This window comes from Stenotrophomonas sp. TWI169, assembly GCF_039674705.1.
Lineage (GTDB): Bacteria > Pseudomonadota > Gammaproteobacteria > Xanthomonadales > Xanthomonadaceae > Stenotrophomonas > Stenotrophomonas maltophilia_P.
Genome location: NZ_JBDJOB010000005.1, coordinates 212,251 through 230,449 on the forward strand (window position 1 = coordinate 212,251; position 18,199 = coordinate 230,449).

An 18,199-nucleotide genomic window follows, 5' to 3' on the forward strand; every position below is an offset into this window, starting at 1 on the left:
AATCCGGCGGAGATCACGACGTTGCCGGCCAGCGCCCGCACGACCTGGCAAGTGGAACTGACCCCCACCCGGTGACTATGGGACAATAGGCCGCCCGCACGTCCGCGGCCGCCTCCCGATTCCGACAGAACCATGACGCAGCCTACCCGTCGCCAGTTGGCCAACGCCATCCGCTTCCTTGCCGCCGATGCGGTTGAAACCGCAAAATCCGGCCACCCCGGCATGCCCATGGGCATGGCCGACATCGCCGAAGTGCTCTGGAACGACTACCTTCGCCACAACCCGAGCAATCCGCACTGGTTCAACCGCGACCGTTTCGTGCTGTCCAACGGCCACGGCTCGATGCTGCAGTACGCGCTGCTGCACCTGAGCGGTTACGACCTGCCGATCGAGCAGCTCAAGCTGTTCCGCCAGCTTGGCAGCCACACCGCCGGTCACCCGGAGCGCCATGAAACCCCCGGCGTGGAAACCACCACCGGCCCGCTGGGCCAGGGTTTCGCCAATGCCGTGGGCTTCGCCCTGGCCGAGAAGCTGCTGGCGCAGCGCTTCAACCGTCCGGAACTGGAGGTCGTCGACCATCGCACCTGGGTGTTCATGGGCGATGGCTGCCTGATGGAAGGCGTCTCGCATGAAGCCGCTTCGCTGGCCGGCACCTGGGGCCTGCACAAGCTGGTCTGCTTCTGGGACAACAACCACATCTCCATCGATGGCAACGTCGAAGGCTGGTTCACCGACAACACGCCGGAGCGTTTCGAGGCCTATGGCTGGAACGTGGTCCGCGATGTCGATGGTCACGACCCGGAGAGCATCAAGGCCGGCATCGAGGCCGCGCTGTCGCAGAGCGACAAGCCGACCCTGATCTGCTGCCGCACCACGATCGGCTTTGGTTCGCCGAACAAGGCCGGCAAGGAATCCAGCCACGGTGCCCCGCTGGGCAAGGACGAGCTGGAAGCCACCCGCAAGCAGCTGGGCTGGGAGTACGGCCCGTTTGAAATCCCGCAGGCCATCTACGATGGCTGGCGCGCCAACGGTGCCGGCACCCTGCGCCAGGCCGAATGGGAACAGCTGTTCGACAAGTATGCGGCCCAGTATCCGGCCGAAGCCGCTGAACTGACCCGTCGTTCGCACGGCGAACTGCCGGCCGACTTCGTTGCCCAGGCCGACGCGTACATCGCCAAGGTCGCGGCTGAAGGCCCGACGATCGCCTCGCGCAAGGCCTCGCAGCTGGCCATCGAGGCCTTCGCGCCGCTGCTGCCGGAAATCGTCGGCGGCTCGGCCGACCTGGCGCACTCCAACCTGACTCTGTGGAAGGGCAGCACCTCGGTTGCCAGCGACGACGCCAACGCCAACTACGTGTACTACGGCGTGCGCGAGTTCGGCATGACCGCGATCGCCAACGGCCTGGCGCTGCATGGCGGCTTCATTCCGTTCGATGCCACCTTCCTGGTGTTCAGCGATTACGCCCGCAACGGCGTTCGCATGAGCGCGCTGATCCCGGCCCATGCCATCCACGTCTACACCCACGATTCGATCGGCCTGGGCGAAGACGGTCCGACCCACCAGCCGGTGGAGCATCTGGCCTCGCTGCGCTACATCCCGAACAACGACGTGTGGCGCCCGTGCGATGCCGTCGAGTCGGCGGTGAGCTGGAAGGCGGCGATCACCCGCCAGGACGGCCCGAGCTGCCTGGTGTTCAGCCGTCAGAACCTGCCACACCAGCCACGGAGCGCCGAGCAGATCGCGCAGATCGAGCGTGGCGGCTACGTGCTGGCCGACGCCGCCGGTACCCCGGACGTGATCCTGATCGCCACCGGTTCGGAAGTCTCGCTGGCCACGGAAGCGAAAGCCCAGCTGGACGCGGCCGGCCTCAAGACCCGCGTGGTCTCGATGCCGTCCACCGATGTGTTCCTGCGCCAGGATGCGGCATATCGTGAATCGGTGCTGCCGAACGCCGTGCGCAAGCGCGTGGCGGTGGAAGCCGGCGTCACTGGTTTCTGGCGCCAGTTCGTCGGCCTGGACGGTGCGGTGATCGGTATCGACACCTTCGGTGCCTCGGCCCCGGCCGACCAGCTGTACAAGCACTTCGGCATCACCGCCGCGCACGTGGTGGACGCCGCCAAGGCGCTGTAAGCAGCATCGCGATGTGATGCAGGGAAGGCCGGCGCAAGCCGGCCTTTCCTTTTGGGCTGGCGCCGGGCCATGCCCGGCGGATCGGCTGCTCGCCGGGCATGGCCCGGCGCTACCGGCTTCAGGCCGTGCGTGCCAGCGCCAGCCGCAGCAGGCGCGCGTCCAGCCGCTCGTGGAAGTCCTTCGGTGACTGCAGGCCCATGCGCTGCAGGTACACCGCATCGCCATCGCCGGCCGGTTGCCGCAGCGCTGCCCAGACGGTACGCAGCTTGTCGCCGCGGGTCTGCGTGTTGGCCTTCAACCAGCCCAGCGCCTTCACCAGCACCTGCTCGATCTCATTGAAGTCGCTGCCCAGCGGGTAGTCGGGCAGAGTGCCGTCGGAGCGGAAGGGGGCCAGCGCTGCGGCCAGGGCCTGCGGTGTATTGCGCTGCAGCCGCTGCGGATCGGGCTGCGGTGCGGCCAGCAGCTTGCGTGCGGCCTGTGCCTGCTGCAGCAGGCCCTGCTGGAACGGCGCCTCGGTGATCGCCACCATCGCCTGCACGCAGTCCTCGTCGGTCAACCCGCGCAGGTCGGCGATGCCGTACTCGTCCAGGTAGATATCACGCAGATGGCGGGGAATGGTGGTGTGGCCATAGTTCCAGCGCACGTTCGATTCGCGCTGGCCCTTGTCATCGCGCGCGGCGCGGAACATCAGCACGCTGCGTGCTTCCGGCAGGGCATGGGCCATCGCCACGAAGTTGTACTGGCCGCCGACGCCGGACACCACGCGGCCATCGTCCAGGGCATCGGAGACCGCCGCACCCAGCGCAGTGGCCATCATGCAGGAATTGAAGAAGCGTGCATGGCGGCGCTGCAGGCGCTCCAGCGTCTCGTTGCCGCCGTAAAGCTGGTTGATCTCACTGATGCGGCGCATGCCGATGGCGCGACGTTCATCCGCCGGCAGCTCGCGCAGCCACTGGTAGAACTCCGGCGAGCCCAGGTAGAACGCGCCATGCAGGTATTCGCCTTCGGCGGCCAGCGTGGCATGGTCGATGGACAGCGTGCTGCCGTTCTCGATGCGCTGCATCAGCGCGAGGTCGTCATGCACCTTGCGCTTGATCACGCCGGTCTGAACCAGCCGCCGGAAGCCCTCGTTGAGCATCTCGCTGCAGCCGTACAGGCCGATCTCGAACGGCTCCAGGCCGCCGATTTCCTGTACCAGCGGATGCCGCGCAAGCTGCGGATCCAGCGCGTGCAGCACGCGCCGGTAGCGCGCGTTGTCGGTATGCCGCAGCACCAGTGCATGGCTGAGTGCATCGGCCAGCGTGCCGATGCCGATCTGCAGCGTGCCGCCATCGCGCACCAGGGTGCTGGCATACAGGCCGATCGCATAGTCGGCGTCGGCGACCGGCTGCCGCGGCAGGCCGAACAGCGCCGGATACGGCGGCGGCGGGGTGATGACCAGATCGAAGAAGGACACATCGACCGTGGCGGTGCCGCCCAGATAAGGCAGCTGCGGATCGATCTCGGCCACCATCAGCGGACGCGACAGGCCGCGTGCGGCGATTGCATCGAGTGTGTCCTGGGTGATGTCGTTGTTGCAGGACAACGAGAGGCGGCGATCGTCCGGGCGCATCGCCACCTTCTGCACGATCACCTGCGGCGCGCGCTGGGCCACCGCATCTGCGGCATGGGTGTAGTTGAGGCTGGTGTAGCTGGACTGCGCCTGCCGGGAACCGAGCAGGGCGCCGGACTGCATGTAGAACTCCTCCACCTGCACATGGGCGGGCAGTGCGTCACGGGCGATCGCGTCGGCGTAGGCCAGGCGGGGGAAATCCTCGCCGAAATGGCGCTGCGCGAAGGGGCCCAGGAAGCGGGCCTCCAAGCCGCTGCCCCGCACCTTCGGCGGATTCAACGACAGCGCAGTGTAGAGCTGGAGGGGGTGCGAGGGATCGTTCTCGACCCGTGCATACAGTGCATTGAGCAACCGGTGTGGCTTGCCCAGCGCCAGCGGTGCTCCGATCCGCAGCGGCCCTTCCACGCGCGCGAACAGCCAATCGACGGCGGCGTCCAGGTCGGTGAGGTGTTCGGTCATCCGGGGCAGTCCTGCGTAAGGGGGTTCCGGCATTACAGCATGTCGGGCTTGAACCGCCGTCGACGCGAGACTTCCGCACCGGCCACCATGAAGCGGCCGTCGCCGCGGTAGTGCACGGTGCGCGGTAGTTTCGGCCGTTGCGCGACGTGGGCACGCACGATCTCCCAGATGAAAAGGTTGCTGGTCTCGACCTGGCTGTCGTCGTACAGGCGGCACTCGAAGCACGAATGGCACTGGCCGACCAACGGCGCGCCGACCTCGCGGGCGGGCAGGGCATCCAGGCCGAAGTGCGCGAACTTGTCGACCTCCCGCCCGCTGCAGTTGCCGATGTCCACTACGGTATCGAGCAGCTCCACGCCCGGCACATTGATCACGCATTCGCCGCTGCCCCGCGCCAGCGCGAAGCTGTGGTTCTCGTTCCACAGATAGGTCGCCACCAGTGATGGCGAGAAGCCCATCACCATGTGCCAGCCCATCGTCATCAGGTTGCGCTGGCCACGCCACGCGGTGCTGACCAGCACGATCGGGCCGGGTTCGAGGAAGCGGCGGGCCTGTTCGACGGGGAAATCCTTCTTGGGCAGCGGTTTCATGCGCACTCCGGGGCCGGGACGGCCGATGCTGGGCCAGGGCGCATGAAGTGCAGGTCGATGGAAGGCTTGACAGCGGCTTTGATTACGTGCGTAATCGAATTGTCGATTACGGGCGTAAACAATGAATCCGATCAGTGAAGCCGAGGCGGTCGTGATGGAAGTGCTGTGGCAGCATGCGCCCCGCGGTGCCGATGAGGTGGTTGCCGCACTGGCCCACCGGGACTGGGCCGAACCGACCATCAAGACGCTGCTCAACCGCCTGCTGACCAAGGGCGCGATCGCTGCCGAACGCGAAGGCCGCCGCTATCTGTATCGGCCACTGCTGCAGCGCGAGGCTTGGGTCGCGGCGCAGAGCCAGGACTTTCTGGGCAGGGTGTTCGAAGGACGGGTGGCGCCATTGGTTGCCCATTTCAGTGAGCGCGGCCAGCTCAGCGCGCAGGACATCGCCGAACTGAAAAAGCTGATCCAGGAGCTGGACCATGAGTGAGGTGCTCGACAGCGTGTGGCGGGCCAGCGTGTGGCTGGCGCTGGCGGTGATCCTGCTGGCGGCGATGCGGCCGCTGCTGCTGCGGCTGGGAGGGCCCTCGCTGGCCTATCGCAGCTGGTGGTTGTTGCCCCTGCTGCTGGCAGGCCTGTTGCTGCCGTTGCCTGCGCTGCCCCTGCTGCAGCATGTGCCGACCCTGCCCCTGAACGTGATGCCTGTCGCGCCGGAGGGCGAGCCCACCCAGGTCATGCGCTGGCCGAAATGGTTGCTGCTGGCCTGGATGCTTGGCGTGGCGATCAGTCTGCTGCGCAGCCTGCGTGCGCAGCAGCGCTTCGAACGTATCCTGGGCCGTCTGCAGGCGCGTGCCGACGGCAGCTGGCAGGCCAGTGCCGATCCGGGTCTGCCGGCCCTGGTCGGCCTGTGGCGGCCGCGCATCGTGGTCGGCCCCGATTTCGACCAGCAGTTCGATGCACGCGAGCAGGGGTTGATCCTGGCACATGAACGCAGCCATCGCCGCAATGGCGATCACTGGGCGAACGGCGCGTTGCTGCTGGCACGCGCGGCGTTCTGGTTCCATCCGCTGATGCCGTGGGCAACACGCAGGTTCCTGCGCGACCAGGAACTGGCCTGCGATGCCCGCACCATTGCCACGCAGCCTGCGCTGCGCGGACTTTACGCCAGCACGCTGCTGAAGGCGCAGCTGGTTCACCCGGTTGCGCCGGCAGTGTGTCACTGGCGCAGCCAACCCGTGTTGAAGGAGCGAATCGCCATGTTGAAGCAGTCCAAGCGGAAGGCATTGCCGTGGGTGTCCGGGCAGGTGCTGGTGGTCGGGGTGTGCGCGGGCCTGGCCACGGTGGCGTGGGCAAGCCAGCTCGGGATGGCCGGCGTGTCGTCGATCGGCGTCGAGCCCGCCGAGTACGCGCAGGCCGATGCCGCTGCGGCCGGCCTGCAGCGTTCTGCGCAGGTCGAGAGGATGGCACCGCCGAAGTATCCGGAGTCTGCGTTCCAGCAGGGCCTGACCGGCGTCGTCACCTTGAAGGTCGAGATCGACGCAGAGGGCAGGCCGACCGACGTACAGGTGCTCAGTGCCACCAATCCCGGTGTGTTCGATGCGGTGTCGATCACGGCCGCCAAGGGCTGGACCTTCCGGCCGGCCCTGAAGGATGGGCGTCCGGTGGCTTCCGCCGTGCGGATTCCACTGACGTTCTCCATGAGTGAGGACGAGAGGGAAGCGGAGCGCGCGCGGTGAGGCAGGCCGCGCTGCTGTTGGCCACGCTGCTGGCCGGCTGTGCCACCCAGGAGCGACTGGGCACGGTTGACACCCGCAGCGAGAGTGTCGGCCATCAGCGGTTGCAGCCCACAGCGGCGGGCGGCAGCGGTCAGGTGCAGGCCTATGCGCTGGCAGCGGGCGAAGGCTATCGGATGCCGCAGCTGTATGCGGCGCCTGATCCGAAGGTGGGCGACCGCGATCCGCGTACCGAACTGGCGCCCACCACCATCTGCCTGCAGGTGGTGGTCGATGCGGAAGGCATGGTCGAGCGCAGCCTGCCGCTGACCGACCGCCCCGAGTGCGCCGCCGGCGCTGCAGCGGAGAACGCGCCGCTGCTGCAGGCGGCGCAGGAGGCGGTGGCGATGTGGAAGTACAGCGCTGCCGCGGTCTGCCACTACCCGGTCGGCAAGGTCCCAGCCGACCGCGGCGACTGCGGGAGCGCCGAGCGCATCGAGCCGGTGCCGGTCAGCCTGCTGTACGCCTTCACCTTCGAGATCGTGAAGGGCCGGCAGACCGTCCGCACGCAGGGAAAATGATCACGCGTGATGCCGGGTAGCGCCGGGCCATGCCCGGCCAGCACGGCGGCGTCGATCAGGCGCCGCCCTGGATGTTGGCCTTCACCGCCGGTTGCATCAGCGCCGGCTCGGCCAGCGTGGCGTCGCGGGCCTGGCGCACGCTGACGAAGTCGGCTTCGGCCACGCCGTCATGCACGTGGATGTTGCGCGCGCGCTGCTCGCCGATGGTGGTCTCGTTGGCGATGTCGCGGCCGCCCGGGCCATAGTCGTGGCAGACGAACACGCGGGTGGACTCGGGCAGCGCCAGCAGGCGCTGGATCGAGCGGTACAGCTGCGCCGCATCGCCGCCGGGGAAATCGCAGCGGGCGGTACCGCCGTCGGGCATGAACAGCGAATCGCCCGTAAACAGTGCGTCGCCGATCAGGTAGGCGATGCTGTCGCTGGTGTGGCCGGGCACGGCGATGACCTGGCCGCGCACTTCGCCCAGCGTGAAGGTCTCGCCGTCGGCGAACAGGTGGTCGAAGATGTCGTCCGCGGCAGGAAGCTGCAGGCCGAACCGCGGCGCAAAGGTCGCCTGCACGGCGCGGATGCCTTCACCGATGGCCAGCGTGGCGTGAGGGAAACGCTGCTTGAGCCGCCGCCCGGCCGACACATGGTCGGCGTGGGCGTGGGTCTCCAGCAGCCACCTCAGCCGCAGCCCCTGCTGCTCGATCGCGTGCAGTGCCGGCTGGACCGGCGACTCGCTGCTGGCATCGGTGTCCGGGTCGTAGTCCAGGACCGGATCGATCAGCGCAGCCTCGCCGCTGGCCGGGTCGCTGACCAGGTAGCTGAAGGTATTGCTGTCACGATGGAAGAACGACTGGACCTGGACCGGCATCGGCAACCTCCTCAGCGTGCGGCGAGCACGCGGTTCAGCAGCTGCGCCAGATTCTCGCCGGCCAGCCGCAGCTGCGCTTCCGCCACCGGGCGGTAGCGCGCGGTGTATTCATCGCCGATCTTACGCGAGGCTGGATAAACGCCGGCTTGCATCGAAATGCGGCAGCTGGCTTCAGCCCACGCCTGCGGATCGCGCTGCGGATTGGACTGGCGCGCCAGTTTCGGCGCCGGCAGCGACCGCAGCACCGGCAGATAGCCGTTGTCGTCCAGCTTGCGGGTGTTGAGCATGCCGCTGTCCCACAGCGAATGGAGGTTGGTGCCGCGGTTGCCGTACTGCAGCTGGAAGTCGTTGCCGCCCTTGTCGTGACCGTAGCCGGCATGCATTGGCTGGTGGATGTCGCCGACCAGATGCACCACGAACTTCAGGGCCTGCAGCCGCTCGCCGTCGGTCAGGCTGCGATCGCCGAGGATCGCGCTCTGCGCCTTCAGCGCTTCGACGATGCAGTTGCCGTTGGTGCAGTGCCTGGGCGCTTCGTAGTGGCAGCCGTCTTCGGCGATGTTGACGTAATGCCAGCCGGCGGAACGGCGGCCGAGGCCCGGGTCCTTGGCACGCAGCTGGTCGGCCCAGGGCGCCACGCTGGCGAGGGTGGCACCGGGTTCGGTGGCCAGCAGGCGGTCGACTTCGGCGCGTGCAGCGGGCGAGAGGCGGGAATCCGCTACCTCAGCGACAAGGCGATGACCTTGCGCGCCCCAGGCATGGGCAGGGGCGGAGGCGGACAGCAGAGCCGGCGCGATCGCGGCGGCGAGGAACAGGGAATGCAGGGCTTTCATGCCGGCATTCTAGCGGGGCGGCGGCCGGACGCGTTTGATCCAGCATGGCCGCTCGCCACGCCCCCTTGATGCGCGGACCGTTACGGTGGCGCGGCCACGGGCGGGGACATCGCGATGAGCATCACGGACCGGCGCATCACGGCAATACATGCGGACGACGGCTTTGCCCGCGCGTTCGATGAACAGGTGGTCTGGCGGATGCGCTGGGCCTGTGCCGTTGCCGGCATCTTTTCAATCGGCTTTGCCGTGCTGGACCATTTCTGGCTTCCGCCGGATGTGCATGCACAGGTGCTGCGCTGGCGGCTCGGGCTGCTGCTGCCGGTACTGCTGGTGGCGGTAGCACTCACCTTCGTCCCAGCGTTCCGCCGCCATCTGCAATGGCTGGGGGGCGGTGCTGTGCTGATCAGCGGGCTGGCGCTGGTGACGATGATCTGGACGGCGCATCGCGCCGGCGTGGATTATCCCTATGAAGGCGTCAGCCTGTTCCTGCTGCTGAACTACTTCCTGTGTGGCCTGCGCTTCGGCGTCGCCACGCTGACCGGAACCCTGATCGCATCGGCGTTCGTGCTGGCGGAGCTGCAGGTCGGCCGGCACTGGGCGCAGATGCTGCAGAGCGTGACGTTCGTGCTGGCCAGCAACCTGGCTGGCATCTTCGGTAGTTACATCCTGGAAAGGCAGGCGCGTGCAACCTGGCGCGCCGAGCAGCGGCTGGATGCACTGGCCAACCACGACGGATTGACCGGATTGCTCAACCGGCGCGCATTCGATCGTCGTGCCAACCAGATCTTCCAGCGTTATCTCCGCCGGCCGCACGCGCGTGGCGCCTTGCGCATCGCGATGATCGACATCGACTACTTCAAGCGCTACAACGACCATCATGGTCACCCGGCGGGCGATGCGGTCCTGCATGCGGTGGCGGTGACGCTGGCCGCGCAGCTTCGCGGCGCTGACTCGGTGGTGGCGCGGTACGGCGGTGAGGAGTTCGTGGCGCTGGGGCAGTGGTCGCCAGGCGAGCCGGAAACCGCGCCGTTCGAGCGGATGCGTCAGCAGGTCCAGGCGCTGGCGATCGCCCATGCCGATTCGGACGCCGCGCCGGTGGTGAGCGTCAGTATTGGTGTGGCGCGGTGGCATGACGATGGCGCCGATTCGCTGGAGCAGGCACTGGCGCGTGCGGATGCCGCGCTGTATCGGGCCAAGGCGTCCGGGCGCAACCGGGTGGAGGTGGCCACGGATGGGTAAGCCGAAAAAAGCCCCGGCGATCACCGGGGCAACATGCTGCGGAGGGTTCAGCGGTTGGCCGGAGGGCGGGGCAGGCCCGCCACGCCGGAGGCCGCGCTCAGAACTTGAAGACGTAGGAGGCGCCGTAGACCAGCGGATCGATGTTGACCGTACCGATCTTCTGGCCGTCCAGCTTCACCTTGCTGTCGATGTCGATCCAGCGCATGTCCACGCGCAGCGCGCCCCTCTCGCCGATCGCGAAGTCCACGCCGGCGTGCGCGGCCAGACCCCAGGAGTCCTGCAGCTTCAGTCGGCTGTCCTTGAGCGCGCCCGTGGTGTCTTCGCTGAAGAAGGTCGTGTAGTTCACGCCCGCACCGATGAACGGCGACACCTTGCCCTTGCTGTTGAAGTGGTACTGCACGGTCACCACCGGCGGCAGCTGCTTGGTGCTGCCGACACGGCCGAGGCCGTTGATGTTGATGTCGTGCTTGAACGGCAGTGCCGCCAGCACTTCGATGCCCAGGTTGTCAGCGATGAAGTACTCACCGGTGATGGTCGGCTTGACGTCGTTGTCGACGTCGACCTTCAGCGTGCCACCGGCCAGCCAGCCGTTGTTCGACTTCGGTGCCACCTGGTGCACGCCGGCCGAAAGCGTCCAGTCGCCCTTGGACTGGGCCATCGCCGGGGCGGCGGCCAGGGACAGGGCGGCGGCCAGGCTGGCCACGATCAGGGGAGAGATCTTGCGCATGGGGGTGTTCTCGTTGCGGGGTGGATGGGGCCAGTCTCGGCCTCACGCCGCGCTAACGCTTTGATCCGGATCAAATCCGGCCAGCCCGCCCGCCACCGGCCCGGTCTGGCCGGCGGTGGCCAGGCCGGGCCTGCTAGACTTGTGGGCCCTATCCACCCCGCCGCACCCGTCGCGGCTGCAGGAGCTTGAGAAATGGCAATCAAGGTTGGTATCAACGGTTTCGGTCGCATCGGGCGTAACGTCCTGCGCTCGGCGGTGCTGAACTTCGGCGACGACATCGAAATCGTGGCCATCAACGATCTGCTGGAGCCGGATTACCTGGCCTACATGCTCAAGTACGACTCCGTGCACGGTCGCTTCAAGGCTGACGTGTCGGTGCAGGGCAACGACCTGCTGGTCAACGGCAAGAAGATCCGCCTGACCCAGGAACGCGATCCGGCCAACCTGAAGTGGGACGAAGTGGGCGTGGACGTGGTCATCGAGTCCACCGGTCTGTTCCTGACCAAGGAAACCGCGCAGAAGCACATCGATGCCGGCGCCAAGAAGGTCATCCTGTCCGCCCCGTCCAAGGACGATACGCCGATGTTCGTGTTCGGCGTGAACGACAAGACCTACGCCGGCCAGGCGATCATCTCCAACGCCTCGTGCACCACCAACTGCCTGGCCCCGCTGGCCAAGGTCATCAACGACAAGTGGGGCATCAAGCGTGGCCTGATGACCACCGTGCACGCCGCCACGGCTACCCAGAAGACCGTTGACGGCCCGTCCAACAAGGACTGGCGCGGCGGCCGCGGCATCCTGGAGAACATCATTCCGTCCTCCACCGGTGCGGCCAAGGCGGTCGGCGTGGTCATTCCGGAACTGAACAAGAAGCTCACCGGCATGAGCTTCCGCGTGCCGACCTCGGACGTGTCGGTGGTCGACCTGACCGTCGAGCTGGAAAAGGAAGCCACCTACGCCGAGATCTGCGCCGAAGTGAAGGCACAGAGCGAAGGCGCGCTGAAGGGCATCCTCGGCTACACCGAAGACAAGGTCGTGGCTACCGACTTCCGCGGTGAGACCCACACGTCGGTGTTCGATGCCGAAGCCGGCATTGCCCTGGACGGTACCTTCGTCAAGCTCGTGTCGTGGTACGACAACGAGTGGGGCTACTCCAACAAGTGCCTGGAAATGGCCAGGGTCGTCGCCGCCAAGTAAGGCCGGCGAAGATCGCGCACGAACCCCGGCCTGGCCGGGGTTCGTCGTTTGAGGGACCGGCCCTGTCGTAGCATGGGGCGGTCCGACCGCCGCCGCAGGGGCGCGGGATCGCATGGGAAGGCACGCAATGGAAGCACTGATAGCCCTGGTCGTATTGATACTGCTGGCGATTCCGCTGCTGCTGGTGGTCGCGCTGGTGATGATCGCCGGCCTGCGGCGCCGGGTCGCTGCGCTTGAGAGCGCACTGGCCGATGTGTCGCAATCGCCGCGCGCTGCCGCGCCACCGCCCGGGCCCGCCCCCGTTCCGGCAACGGGTGCGCCCGCCATGGAGCGACCGCGGGCTGCGGCAGCACCTTCTCCCGTGGCGGCCCATGCGCCGGAATCCTTCGTGCCGGCGCCGCCGCGGCAGGCAGCGCCGCCACCACCACCGCTGCCGGCCACGCCGCCCCCGCCTGCGCCGCCGGTCGAGCCGGCCGGGCCGGGCTTCTTCGAGCGTGGCATCGGCGCCGTCAAACGCTGGTTCACCGAGGGCAACGTGCCGGTCAAGATCGGCATGCTGGTGCTGCTGGCCGGTGTTGCCGCGCTGCTGAAGTACGTCAGTGACCAGGGCTGGCTGGTGCTCCCGGTCGAACTCCGGCTGGCGGCCGTCACCGCTGGTGCGCTGGGCCTGCTGGCCTTCGGCTGGCATCAGCGCGAACGCCGGCGCCTGTTCGCGCTGGCCCTGCAGGGCGGCGCCATCGGTGTGCTGCTGCTGACCATCTTCGCGGCATTCAAGCGTTTTGAACTGCTTGCGCCGGGATTTGCGTTCGCCAGTTCGATCGCGCTGGTCGCCGGCCTGTGCGTGCTGGCAGTGCTGCAGAACTCGCGCACCCTGGCGGTACTGGGCATCCTGGCGGGCTTCATGGCCCCGCTGTGGCTGTCGACCGGCAGTGGCAACCATGTCGGCCTCTTCAGCTACTACGCAGTGCTCAACGCCGGCATCTTCGCCATCGCCTGGTTCCGTCCGTGGCGCGCGCTGAACCTGCTGGGCTTCGCGTTCACCTTCGGTATCGGCACGTTCTGGGGCGTGCTTCAGTACAGGGCCGAGAAGTTCTCCAGCACCGAACCGTTCCTGCTGCTGTTCTTCGCCTTCTATCTGCTGATTCCCCTGCTGTACGCGCGCAGGCAGCCTGCCGGTCGCCGCGATCTGGTCGATGGCAGCCTGGTGTTCGGCACGCCGTTGATCGCATTCTCGCTGCAAGCGGCGATGCTGCACGAACAGCCGATGACACTGGCGCTGTGCGCGCTGGGCCTGGGGGCGATCTACGCGGTGCTGGCGCGTGCCTTGATCGCCCGGGCCTCGTATACGGTGCTGGCGCAGTCGCACGCAGTGCTGGCGGTGGGTTTCGCCACGCTGGCCGTGCCGCTGGCCTTGTCCGCCCGTGCCACCGGTGCGGTGTTCGCGCTGGAAGGTGCCGGGCTGGCCTGGCTCGGTCTGCGCCAGAGGCGCTGGCTGCCACAGGTGTCCGCTGCGCTGCTGCAGATGGCGGCGGCATTCGCCTTCGTGGCAGGTGGCAACCACTGGCACGAGGACGCGCGCCTGCTGCTCAATCCCACCGCAATCGGTGCGCTGCTGCTGGCCGTGGCGGGGTTGGCGTCGGCGTGGAGCTACCAGCGCCGGGCGCGTCATGAGATCGCCCTGGTCTACTACCTGTGGGGCCTGCTGTGGTGGCTCGGCGGCTGGGTGCACGAGATCGGTCGTTTTCTCGCGCATGCTTCGCAGGCCGATGCACTGCTGGTGCTGGTGGCGGCGACCGCCTGGCTGGCAGCCGAGGTGCAGCGCCGGCAACCGGCACGTGCGCTGGGGATGACCGCACTGGCGATGCTGGCGATGGCGTTCCCATTGGCATTGGCGCAAAGCCATGCACACCAGCAACCGTTCGCGGGCCACGGCGCCCTGGCATGGGCGCTGTTCGCCGTGCTGGGGGTGCGCACGTTGCTGTGCCTGCGCCAGGGCGGCGACACGGTGGCGCGCATCGCCCAGTTCCTGTGGTGGCTGCTGTGGCCATCGCTGCTTTCGCTGCTGGCCCTGTGGGGAGGCGGCGAGGCTGGCCTGGCACAGGGCTGGACGTTGTTGCTGGTGACGCTGCCCTGGTTGCTGCTGGCCGCCCTGTCACTGTGGCGCTGGGGTTGGCTGCGCTGGCCGCTGGGCCCGGCATTCGATGCCGCACGCGTGCCGCTGCAGTGCGTGCTGTTTGCGCTGCTGGCGACCGGATGGCTGCTGGGCCAGCTGCTGCCGGGCAGTCCGGCACCGCTGCCGTGGCTGCCGGTGCTGAACCCGGCCGAGATGGGGCAGTGGCTGAGCCTGTTGCTGCTGGCGCGCTGGCTGTACAGCGATGTGGCACCGCCCGCGCTGCGCAGGCTGCGCCTGCCGGTGCTGGCACTGGCGGGCTTCATCGCCCTGACCAGCCTGGTCCTGCATGGCGTGCACCACTGGGGGGGACTGGCCTGGAGTACGTCGATGGCGCGCTACAGCTTGGCCCAGACCAGCCTGACCGTGCTGTGGAGCGTGCTCGGCGTGATCGCCTGGGTATGGGGCTCGCGTCGTGGCCAGCGTGTGTTGTGGATGGTCGGTGCGGTGCTGATGGGCGTGGTCCTGGCCAAACTGGTCCTCATCGACCGCCAGCACCTGGGCAACCTGCTCGGGATCGCATCGTTCATCGCCTATGGCCTGCTGTGTACGGTCGTCGGCTATCTGGCACCGGCGCCACCGGGCGCGGTGCCATCCGTGGAGGAAAACCAATGAGAATGTGGAGCAGGATGGTGGTGCCGGCGATGCTGGGCCTGTTCGCCACCATGGCCGTACACGCGTCCGACTACCGCACGCAGTACGCCGAGCAGTGGCCGCTGACGCTGTCCAGTGCGCAGTCCGGCGCCTATCGGGTGGTGCTGGAACCGGCGATCTACCGCCGTGCAGGCGCAGCAGACCTGGGTGACCTGCAGGTGTTCAACGCGGCCGGACAGGCCCTGCCGTCGGCATTGCTGGCACCGGACGCGCCGCTGGCACAGCCGCCGGTGCAGCGCGAGCTGCCCTGGTTCGCACTGCCGCCGCTGGCCGATGCGCAACGCAACGACCTGCAGTTGCTGACCGAGCGCGATACCGACGGCCGTGTGCGCCGGGTCGAAGCGCGTGTCGGTGCTGGCACGGTGAACGGGCAGGGCGGCTGGCTGATCGATGCCAGCGTGCTCGGCCAGCAACCGCTGGCGGCGCTGGTGCTGGATTGGGCCGACAGTGGCCAGCCGCTGCAGGCGCAGGTGCAGCTTGATGCCAGCGATGACCTGCAGCATTGGCGCTCCATCGGTCGGGACATTCCGCTGGTGGACCTGCAGCGCGCCGGCAAACGGTTGCTGCAGCGACGCCTGCAGGTTGACGGCAATGCGCGCTATCTGCGCGTGCTGCCGCAGGGCGACGCGCGACTGCCTGCCCTGCATGGCGTGCTCGCCGAGCTTCCGCCGGCACCGGCGACGTTGCCTTGGGAATGGCTGTCACTGACGCCGATAGCGCAGGGCAAGGGCGAATACACATTCGAACTGGACGGCCGTTTCCCGATCGCGCGCGCCGATGTCGCCAGTACCGACAACAGCCTGGTGCAGTGGACGCTGTTCAGCCGCGACGATGAAGGCGCGGAGTGGCAACGACGCAGTGCACCGTGGATCGCCTATCAGCTGCAGCAGGGAACGCAGGGCCCGCGTCAGCAGTCGGCGGCGCAGGTGCTGGGCGATGTGCACCGCGACCGCTACTGGAAGCTGGTGGCAAGCCCGGCGGAGATCGCCGGCGCCCCCACCCTGCGCCTGGGCTACCAGCCGGAAGTGATGGTGTTCCTGAGCCAGGGCGCTGCGCCCTATGCACTGGCGGTGGGCAGCGCGACGGCGCGCCGCGCGGAGGCGCCGATCGGGGTGCTGATCGAGGAACTTCGCCAGCGCAACGATCCGGCCTGGCAGCCGACGCTGGCACGCCTGGAGGGCCGTCCCGAGCCGCTGGCCGGAGACGCAGCGCTGGAACCGCAGCGGGACTGGAAGGCCTGGCTGCTGTGGGCGCTGCTGGGCGTGGGGGTCCTGGTCGTGGGCGGTCTGGCGGTCAGCCTGCTCAGGCAGAAGCCTTCGCCTTCGGCGTAGATCCCGATGAATCCCGGCCGCGCATGGAGCGGCGCTGCGGCCGGCGCCATCCGTTCTGCCGCAGCCGATACAATGACGGTCTGCCGAACGCCGGCACCCCGTCCCTGAGCCCAAGAGTTGCCCATGTCCATCGTCCGCATGACCGACCTCGACCTCTCCGGCAAGCGCGTGCTGATCCGCCAGGATCTGAACGTGCCGATCGAGAATGGCCGCATCACTTCCGAACAGCGCATCACCGCTTCGCTGCCGACGCTCAAGCGCGCACTGGAGCAGGGCGCGGCGGTGATGGTCACCTCGCACCTGGGCCGGCCGAAGGAAGGCGTGTGGAGCGAAGCCGATTCGCTGGCACCGGTTGCCGCACGCCTGTCCGAACTGCTGGGTCGCGAGGTGCCGCTGGTGCGCGACTGGATCGACGGCGTCGAGGTGCAGCCGGGCCAGCTGGTGCTGCTGGAAAACTGCCGGATGAACGTCGGCGAGGGCAAGGATGACGAAGCCCTGTCGAAGAAGTACGCCGCGCTGTGCGATGTGTTCGTGATGGATGCCTTCGGTACCGCGCACCGCGCGCAGGCGTCCACCCATGGCGTGATCCGTTTCGCCCCGGTCGCCGCGGGTGGCCCGCTGCTGATGGCCGAGCTGGATGCCCTGGCGCAGGCGCTGGACGCACCGGCCAAGCCGCTGCTGGCCATCGTGGCCGGCAGCAAGGTCAGCACCAAGCTGGAACTGCTGGCCAATCTGGTGGGCAAGGTCGACCAGCTGATCGTGGGGGGCGGCATCGCCAACACCTTCATCGCGGCTGCCGGCTACAAGGTCGGCAAGTCGCTGTACGAGCCGGACCTGCTGGACACCGCCCGGAAGATCGTTGCCGACGCCAAGGCGCGCGGGGCCGAGATTCCGCTTCCGGTGGACGTGGTCACGGCCAAGCAGTTCCTGCCCGACGCCATTGCCGAAGTGAAGGCCGTGGATGCGGTCGCTGAAGATGATCTGATCCTGGACATCGGTCCGCAGACCGCTGCCCAGTACGCGCAGCTGATTGCGAATGCCGGCACCGTGGTCTGGAACGGCCCTGTCGGCGTGTTCGAGTTTGAAGCCTTCAGCAAGGGAACCGAAGCGCTGGCGCGTGCCATCGCCACGTCCCCGGCGTTCTCCATCGCCGGCGGTGGCGACACCCTGGCAGCGGTCGACAAGTTCGACATCGCCAAGGACGTGAGCTACATCTCCACCGGTGGCGGCGCGTTCCTGGAATTCCTGGAAGGCAAGACCCTGCCGGCCGTGGCCGCGCTCGCCGCGCGCGGCGCATGAACCCGGACGGCACCCAGGCCGGTTCTGCCCACCCGGCACCGGAAGAACGCGCGACGCTCTTCTTCGACCTGGACGGTACGTTGATCGATTCGCAGGTGGGCATCACCACCTGCATCGCTTATGCGCTGCAGAAGATGGAGCATCCGGTGCCGGCGCGGGAAACCCTGCTGGGCTGGATCGGGCCTTCGCTGCGCACCACGTTCGCGCCGCTGTTCATCGAACCGGCGCGGGTGGAGCAGGCCGTCGGGTACTACCGCGAGCGCTTCGATGCCGAGGGCTGGCGCGAGCACACGGTGTACCCCCAGGTGGAGGACGCCCTGCGCACCTTGCATGCGCGTGGCCACCGCCTGGCGGTGGTCACCGCCAAGAACGAGCCGCACGCGCGCCGGATCCTGGCCCATCTGCCCTTCGGCGGATTGTTCGAGGACATCATCGGCTCGACCCTGGATGGTTCGCGCAGCCACAAGCCCGAGCTGGTCGGCGAAGCGCTGCGTCGGCTGCAGGTGTCGCCCACGCAGTGCTGGATGATCGGCGACCGTCGCATGGATATCGAGGGCGCGCGTCACCACGGCCTGCGAAGCATCGGCGTGCTGTGGGGGTTTGGTGGCGAAGCGGAACTCAATGAAGCGGGTGCGGGCCAGCTGGCACGCGAACCGGTCCAGCTGACGACACTGTTGGCCTGATGCCTCTTTGACCGGTCGCGGCGTGGCCAGGCCGGGGGCTTTGGCCGACTGCCGCCCGGGAGGGGCCGGCGCGCCCGGGCACCCGGCGCCGGCCGAGGTGCGGGGGGTGTCCGGTGCATGTCCCGCCGGGTG

At 68.0% G+C, this 18,199-nt stretch carries 15 protein-coding genes; 10 read left to right on the forward strand and 5 right to left on the reverse strand.

What is annotated here, in order from left to right; translation table 11 throughout:
* The first annotated feature begins 132 nt into the window (after positions 1 to 132).
* Positions 133 to 2,130 (forward strand): transketolase, encoded by a 1,998-nt coding sequence (tkt, locus tag ABE543_RS06155; RefSeq protein ID WP_053518470.1) that lies wholly within the window; start codon positions 133 to 135, stop codon positions 2,128 to 2,130.
* A 118-nt stretch (positions 2,131 to 2,248) separates the two neighbouring features.
* Here the strand turns inward: tkt and ABE543_RS06160 are convergent, their stop codons facing one another.
* Both ABE543_RS06160 and ABE543_RS06165 read right to left on the reverse strand, forming a co-directional pair.
* Positions 2,249 to 4,201, reverse strand: coding sequence for an acetyl-CoA hydrolase/transferase C-terminal domain-containing protein (locus ABE543_RS06160; protein WP_346475439.1), 1,953 nt, complete (start codon positions 4,199 to 4,201; stop codon positions 2,249 to 2,251).
* 32 nt (positions 4,202 to 4,233) lie between these two features.
* On the reverse strand, positions 4,234 to 4,791 hold the full coding sequence (locus ABE543_RS06165) for a flavin reductase family protein (RefSeq protein ID WP_164150916.1): 558 nt from the start codon (positions 4,789 to 4,791) through the stop codon (positions 4,234 to 4,236).
* A 121-nt stretch (positions 4,792 to 4,912) separates the two neighbouring features.
* Here ABE543_RS06165 and ABE543_RS06170 point away from each other — a divergent pair, with 121 nt between their 5' ends.
* The 3 genes from ABE543_RS06170 to ABE543_RS06180 are packed head-to-tail and all read left to right on the forward strand — an operon-like array spanning position 4,913 to position 7,081.
* Entirely contained in the window at positions 4,913 to 5,278 is a 366-nt protein-coding gene (locus ABE543_RS06170) for a BlaI/MecI/CopY family transcriptional regulator (protein WP_346475440.1), read from the forward strand.
* Complete coding sequence (locus ABE543_RS06175) at positions 5,271 to 6,524, forward strand: TonB family protein (protein WP_065181667.1); 1,254 nt, start codon at positions 5,271 to 5,273, stop codon at positions 6,522 to 6,524. Before ABE543_RS06170 ends, ABE543_RS06175 begins: the two co-directional genes overlap by 8 nt.
* Positions 6,521 to 7,081, forward strand: a complete 561-nt coding sequence (locus ABE543_RS06180) for a hypothetical protein (RefSeq protein WP_065175751.1) — start codon at positions 6,521 to 6,523, stop codon at positions 7,079 to 7,081. The genes ABE543_RS06175 and ABE543_RS06180 overlap by 4 nt, the downstream gene beginning before the upstream one ends.
* A 55-nt stretch (positions 7,082 to 7,136) precedes the next feature.
* On the opposite strand, the gene ABE543_RS06185 is transcribed toward ABE543_RS06180, so the two are convergent.
* Both ABE543_RS06185 and ABE543_RS06190 read right to left on the reverse strand, forming a co-directional pair.
* On the reverse strand, positions 7,137 to 7,937 hold the full coding sequence (locus ABE543_RS06185) for an MBL fold metallo-hydrolase (RefSeq protein ID WP_053518482.1): 801 nt from the start codon (positions 7,935 to 7,937) through the stop codon (positions 7,137 to 7,139).
* A gap of 11 nt (positions 7,938 to 7,948) precedes the next feature.
* A complete protein-coding gene (locus tag ABE543_RS06190; protein WP_065175752.1) occupies positions 7,949 to 8,767 on the reverse strand; it encodes a S1/P1 nuclease in 819 nt (272 codons plus the stop codon).
* Positions 8,768 to 8,881: 114 nt separating this feature from the next.
* Here ABE543_RS06190 and ABE543_RS06195 point away from each other — a divergent pair, with 114 nt between their 5' ends.
* Entirely contained in the window at positions 8,882 to 10,006 is a 1,125-nt protein-coding gene (locus ABE543_RS06195; protein ID WP_053518485.1) for a GGDEF domain-containing protein, read from the forward strand.
* Positions 10,007 to 10,103: 97 nt separating this feature from the next.
* On the opposite strand, the gene ABE543_RS06200 is transcribed toward ABE543_RS06195, so the two are convergent.
* Positions 10,104 to 10,733 (reverse strand): OmpW family outer membrane protein, encoded by a 630-nt coding sequence (locus ABE543_RS06200; RefSeq protein WP_346475441.1) that lies wholly within the window; start codon positions 10,731 to 10,733, stop codon positions 10,104 to 10,106.
* A gap of 192 nt (positions 10,734 to 10,925) precedes the next feature.
* On the opposite strand from ABE543_RS06200, the gene gap reads away from it, so the two are divergent.
* The 5 genes from gap to ABE543_RS06225 all read left to right on the forward strand — a co-directional run bounded on the left by gap (position 10,926) and on the right by ABE543_RS06225 (position 18,067).
* Entirely contained in the window at positions 10,926 to 11,930 is a 1,005-nt protein-coding gene (gene gap, locus ABE543_RS06205) for a type I glyceraldehyde-3-phosphate dehydrogenase (RefSeq protein WP_053518489.1), read from the forward strand.
* Positions 11,931 to 12,057: 127 nt separating this feature from the next.
* Positions 12,058 to 14,715 (forward strand): DUF2339 domain-containing protein, encoded by a 2,658-nt coding sequence (locus ABE543_RS06210; RefSeq protein WP_346475442.1) that lies wholly within the window; start codon positions 12,058 to 12,060, stop codon positions 14,713 to 14,715.
* Entirely contained in the window at positions 14,712 to 16,085 is a 1,374-nt protein-coding gene (locus ABE543_RS06215; RefSeq protein WP_164150927.1) for a DUF3999 domain-containing protein, read from the forward strand. Before ABE543_RS06210 ends, ABE543_RS06215 begins: the two co-directional genes overlap by 4 nt.
* 123 nt (positions 16,086 to 16,208) lie before the next feature.
* Positions 16,209 to 17,384 carry a phosphoglycerate kinase gene (locus ABE543_RS06220; RefSeq protein ID WP_053518495.1) on the forward strand — a complete coding sequence of 392 codons (1,176 nt, stop codon included), beginning with the start codon at positions 16,209 to 16,211 and terminating at the stop codon, positions 17,382 to 17,384.
* Entirely contained in the window at positions 17,381 to 18,067 is a 687-nt protein-coding gene (locus ABE543_RS06225) for an HAD hydrolase-like protein (protein ID WP_197600546.1), read from the forward strand. Before ABE543_RS06220 ends, ABE543_RS06225 begins: the two co-directional genes overlap by 4 nt.
* Positions 18,068 to 18,199: the final 132 nt, after the last annotated feature.

Excerpts from the sequence above, each read along its gene's own strand:
- tkt (WP_053518470.1), top strand. The coding sequence starts at position 133 with ATGACGCAGCCTACCCGTCGCCAGTTGGCCAACGCCATCCGCTTCCTT.
- ABE543_RS06160 (WP_346475439.1), bottom strand. The coding sequence starts at position 4,201 with ATGACCGAACACCTCACCGACCTGGACGCCGCCGTCGATTGGCTGTTC.
- ABE543_RS06165 (WP_164150916.1), bottom strand. The coding sequence starts at position 4,791 with ATGAAACCGCTGCCCAAGAAGGATTTCCCCGTCGAACAGGCCCGCCGC.
- ABE543_RS06170 (WP_346475440.1), top strand. The coding sequence starts at position 4,913 with ATGAATCCGATCAGTGAAGCCGAGGCGGTCGTGATGGAAGTGCTGTGG.
- ABE543_RS06175 (WP_065181667.1), top strand. The coding sequence starts at position 5,271 with ATGAGTGAGGTGCTCGACAGCGTGTGGCGGGCCAGCGTGTGGCTGGCG.
- ABE543_RS06185 (WP_053518482.1), bottom strand. The coding sequence starts at position 7,937 with ATGCCGGTCCAGGTCCAGTCGTTCTTCCATCGTGACAGCAATACCTTC.
- ABE543_RS06190 (WP_065175752.1), bottom strand. The coding sequence starts at position 8,767 with ATGAAAGCCCTGCATTCCCTGTTCCTCGCCGCCGCGATCGCGCCGGCT.
- ABE543_RS06195 (WP_053518485.1), top strand. The coding sequence starts at position 8,882 with ATGAGCATCACGGACCGGCGCATCACGGCAATACATGCGGACGACGGC.
- ABE543_RS06200 (WP_346475441.1), bottom strand. The coding sequence starts at position 10,733 with ATGCGCAAGATCTCTCCCCTGATCGTGGCCAGCCTGGCCGCCGCCCTG.
- gap (WP_053518489.1), top strand. The coding sequence starts at position 10,926 with ATGGCAATCAAGGTTGGTATCAACGGTTTCGGTCGCATCGGGCGTAAC.
- ABE543_RS06210 (WP_346475442.1), top strand. The coding sequence starts at position 12,058 with ATGGAAGCACTGATAGCCCTGGTCGTATTGATACTGCTGGCGATTCCG.
- ABE543_RS06215 (WP_164150927.1), top strand. The coding sequence starts at position 14,712 with ATGAGAATGTGGAGCAGGATGGTGGTGCCGGCGATGCTGGGCCTGTTC.
- ABE543_RS06220 (WP_053518495.1), top strand. The coding sequence starts at position 16,209 with ATGTCCATCGTCCGCATGACCGACCTCGACCTCTCCGGCAAGCGCGTG.
- ABE543_RS06225 (WP_197600546.1), top strand. The coding sequence starts at position 17,381 with ATGAACCCGGACGGCACCCAGGCCGGTTCTGCCCACCCGGCACCGGAA.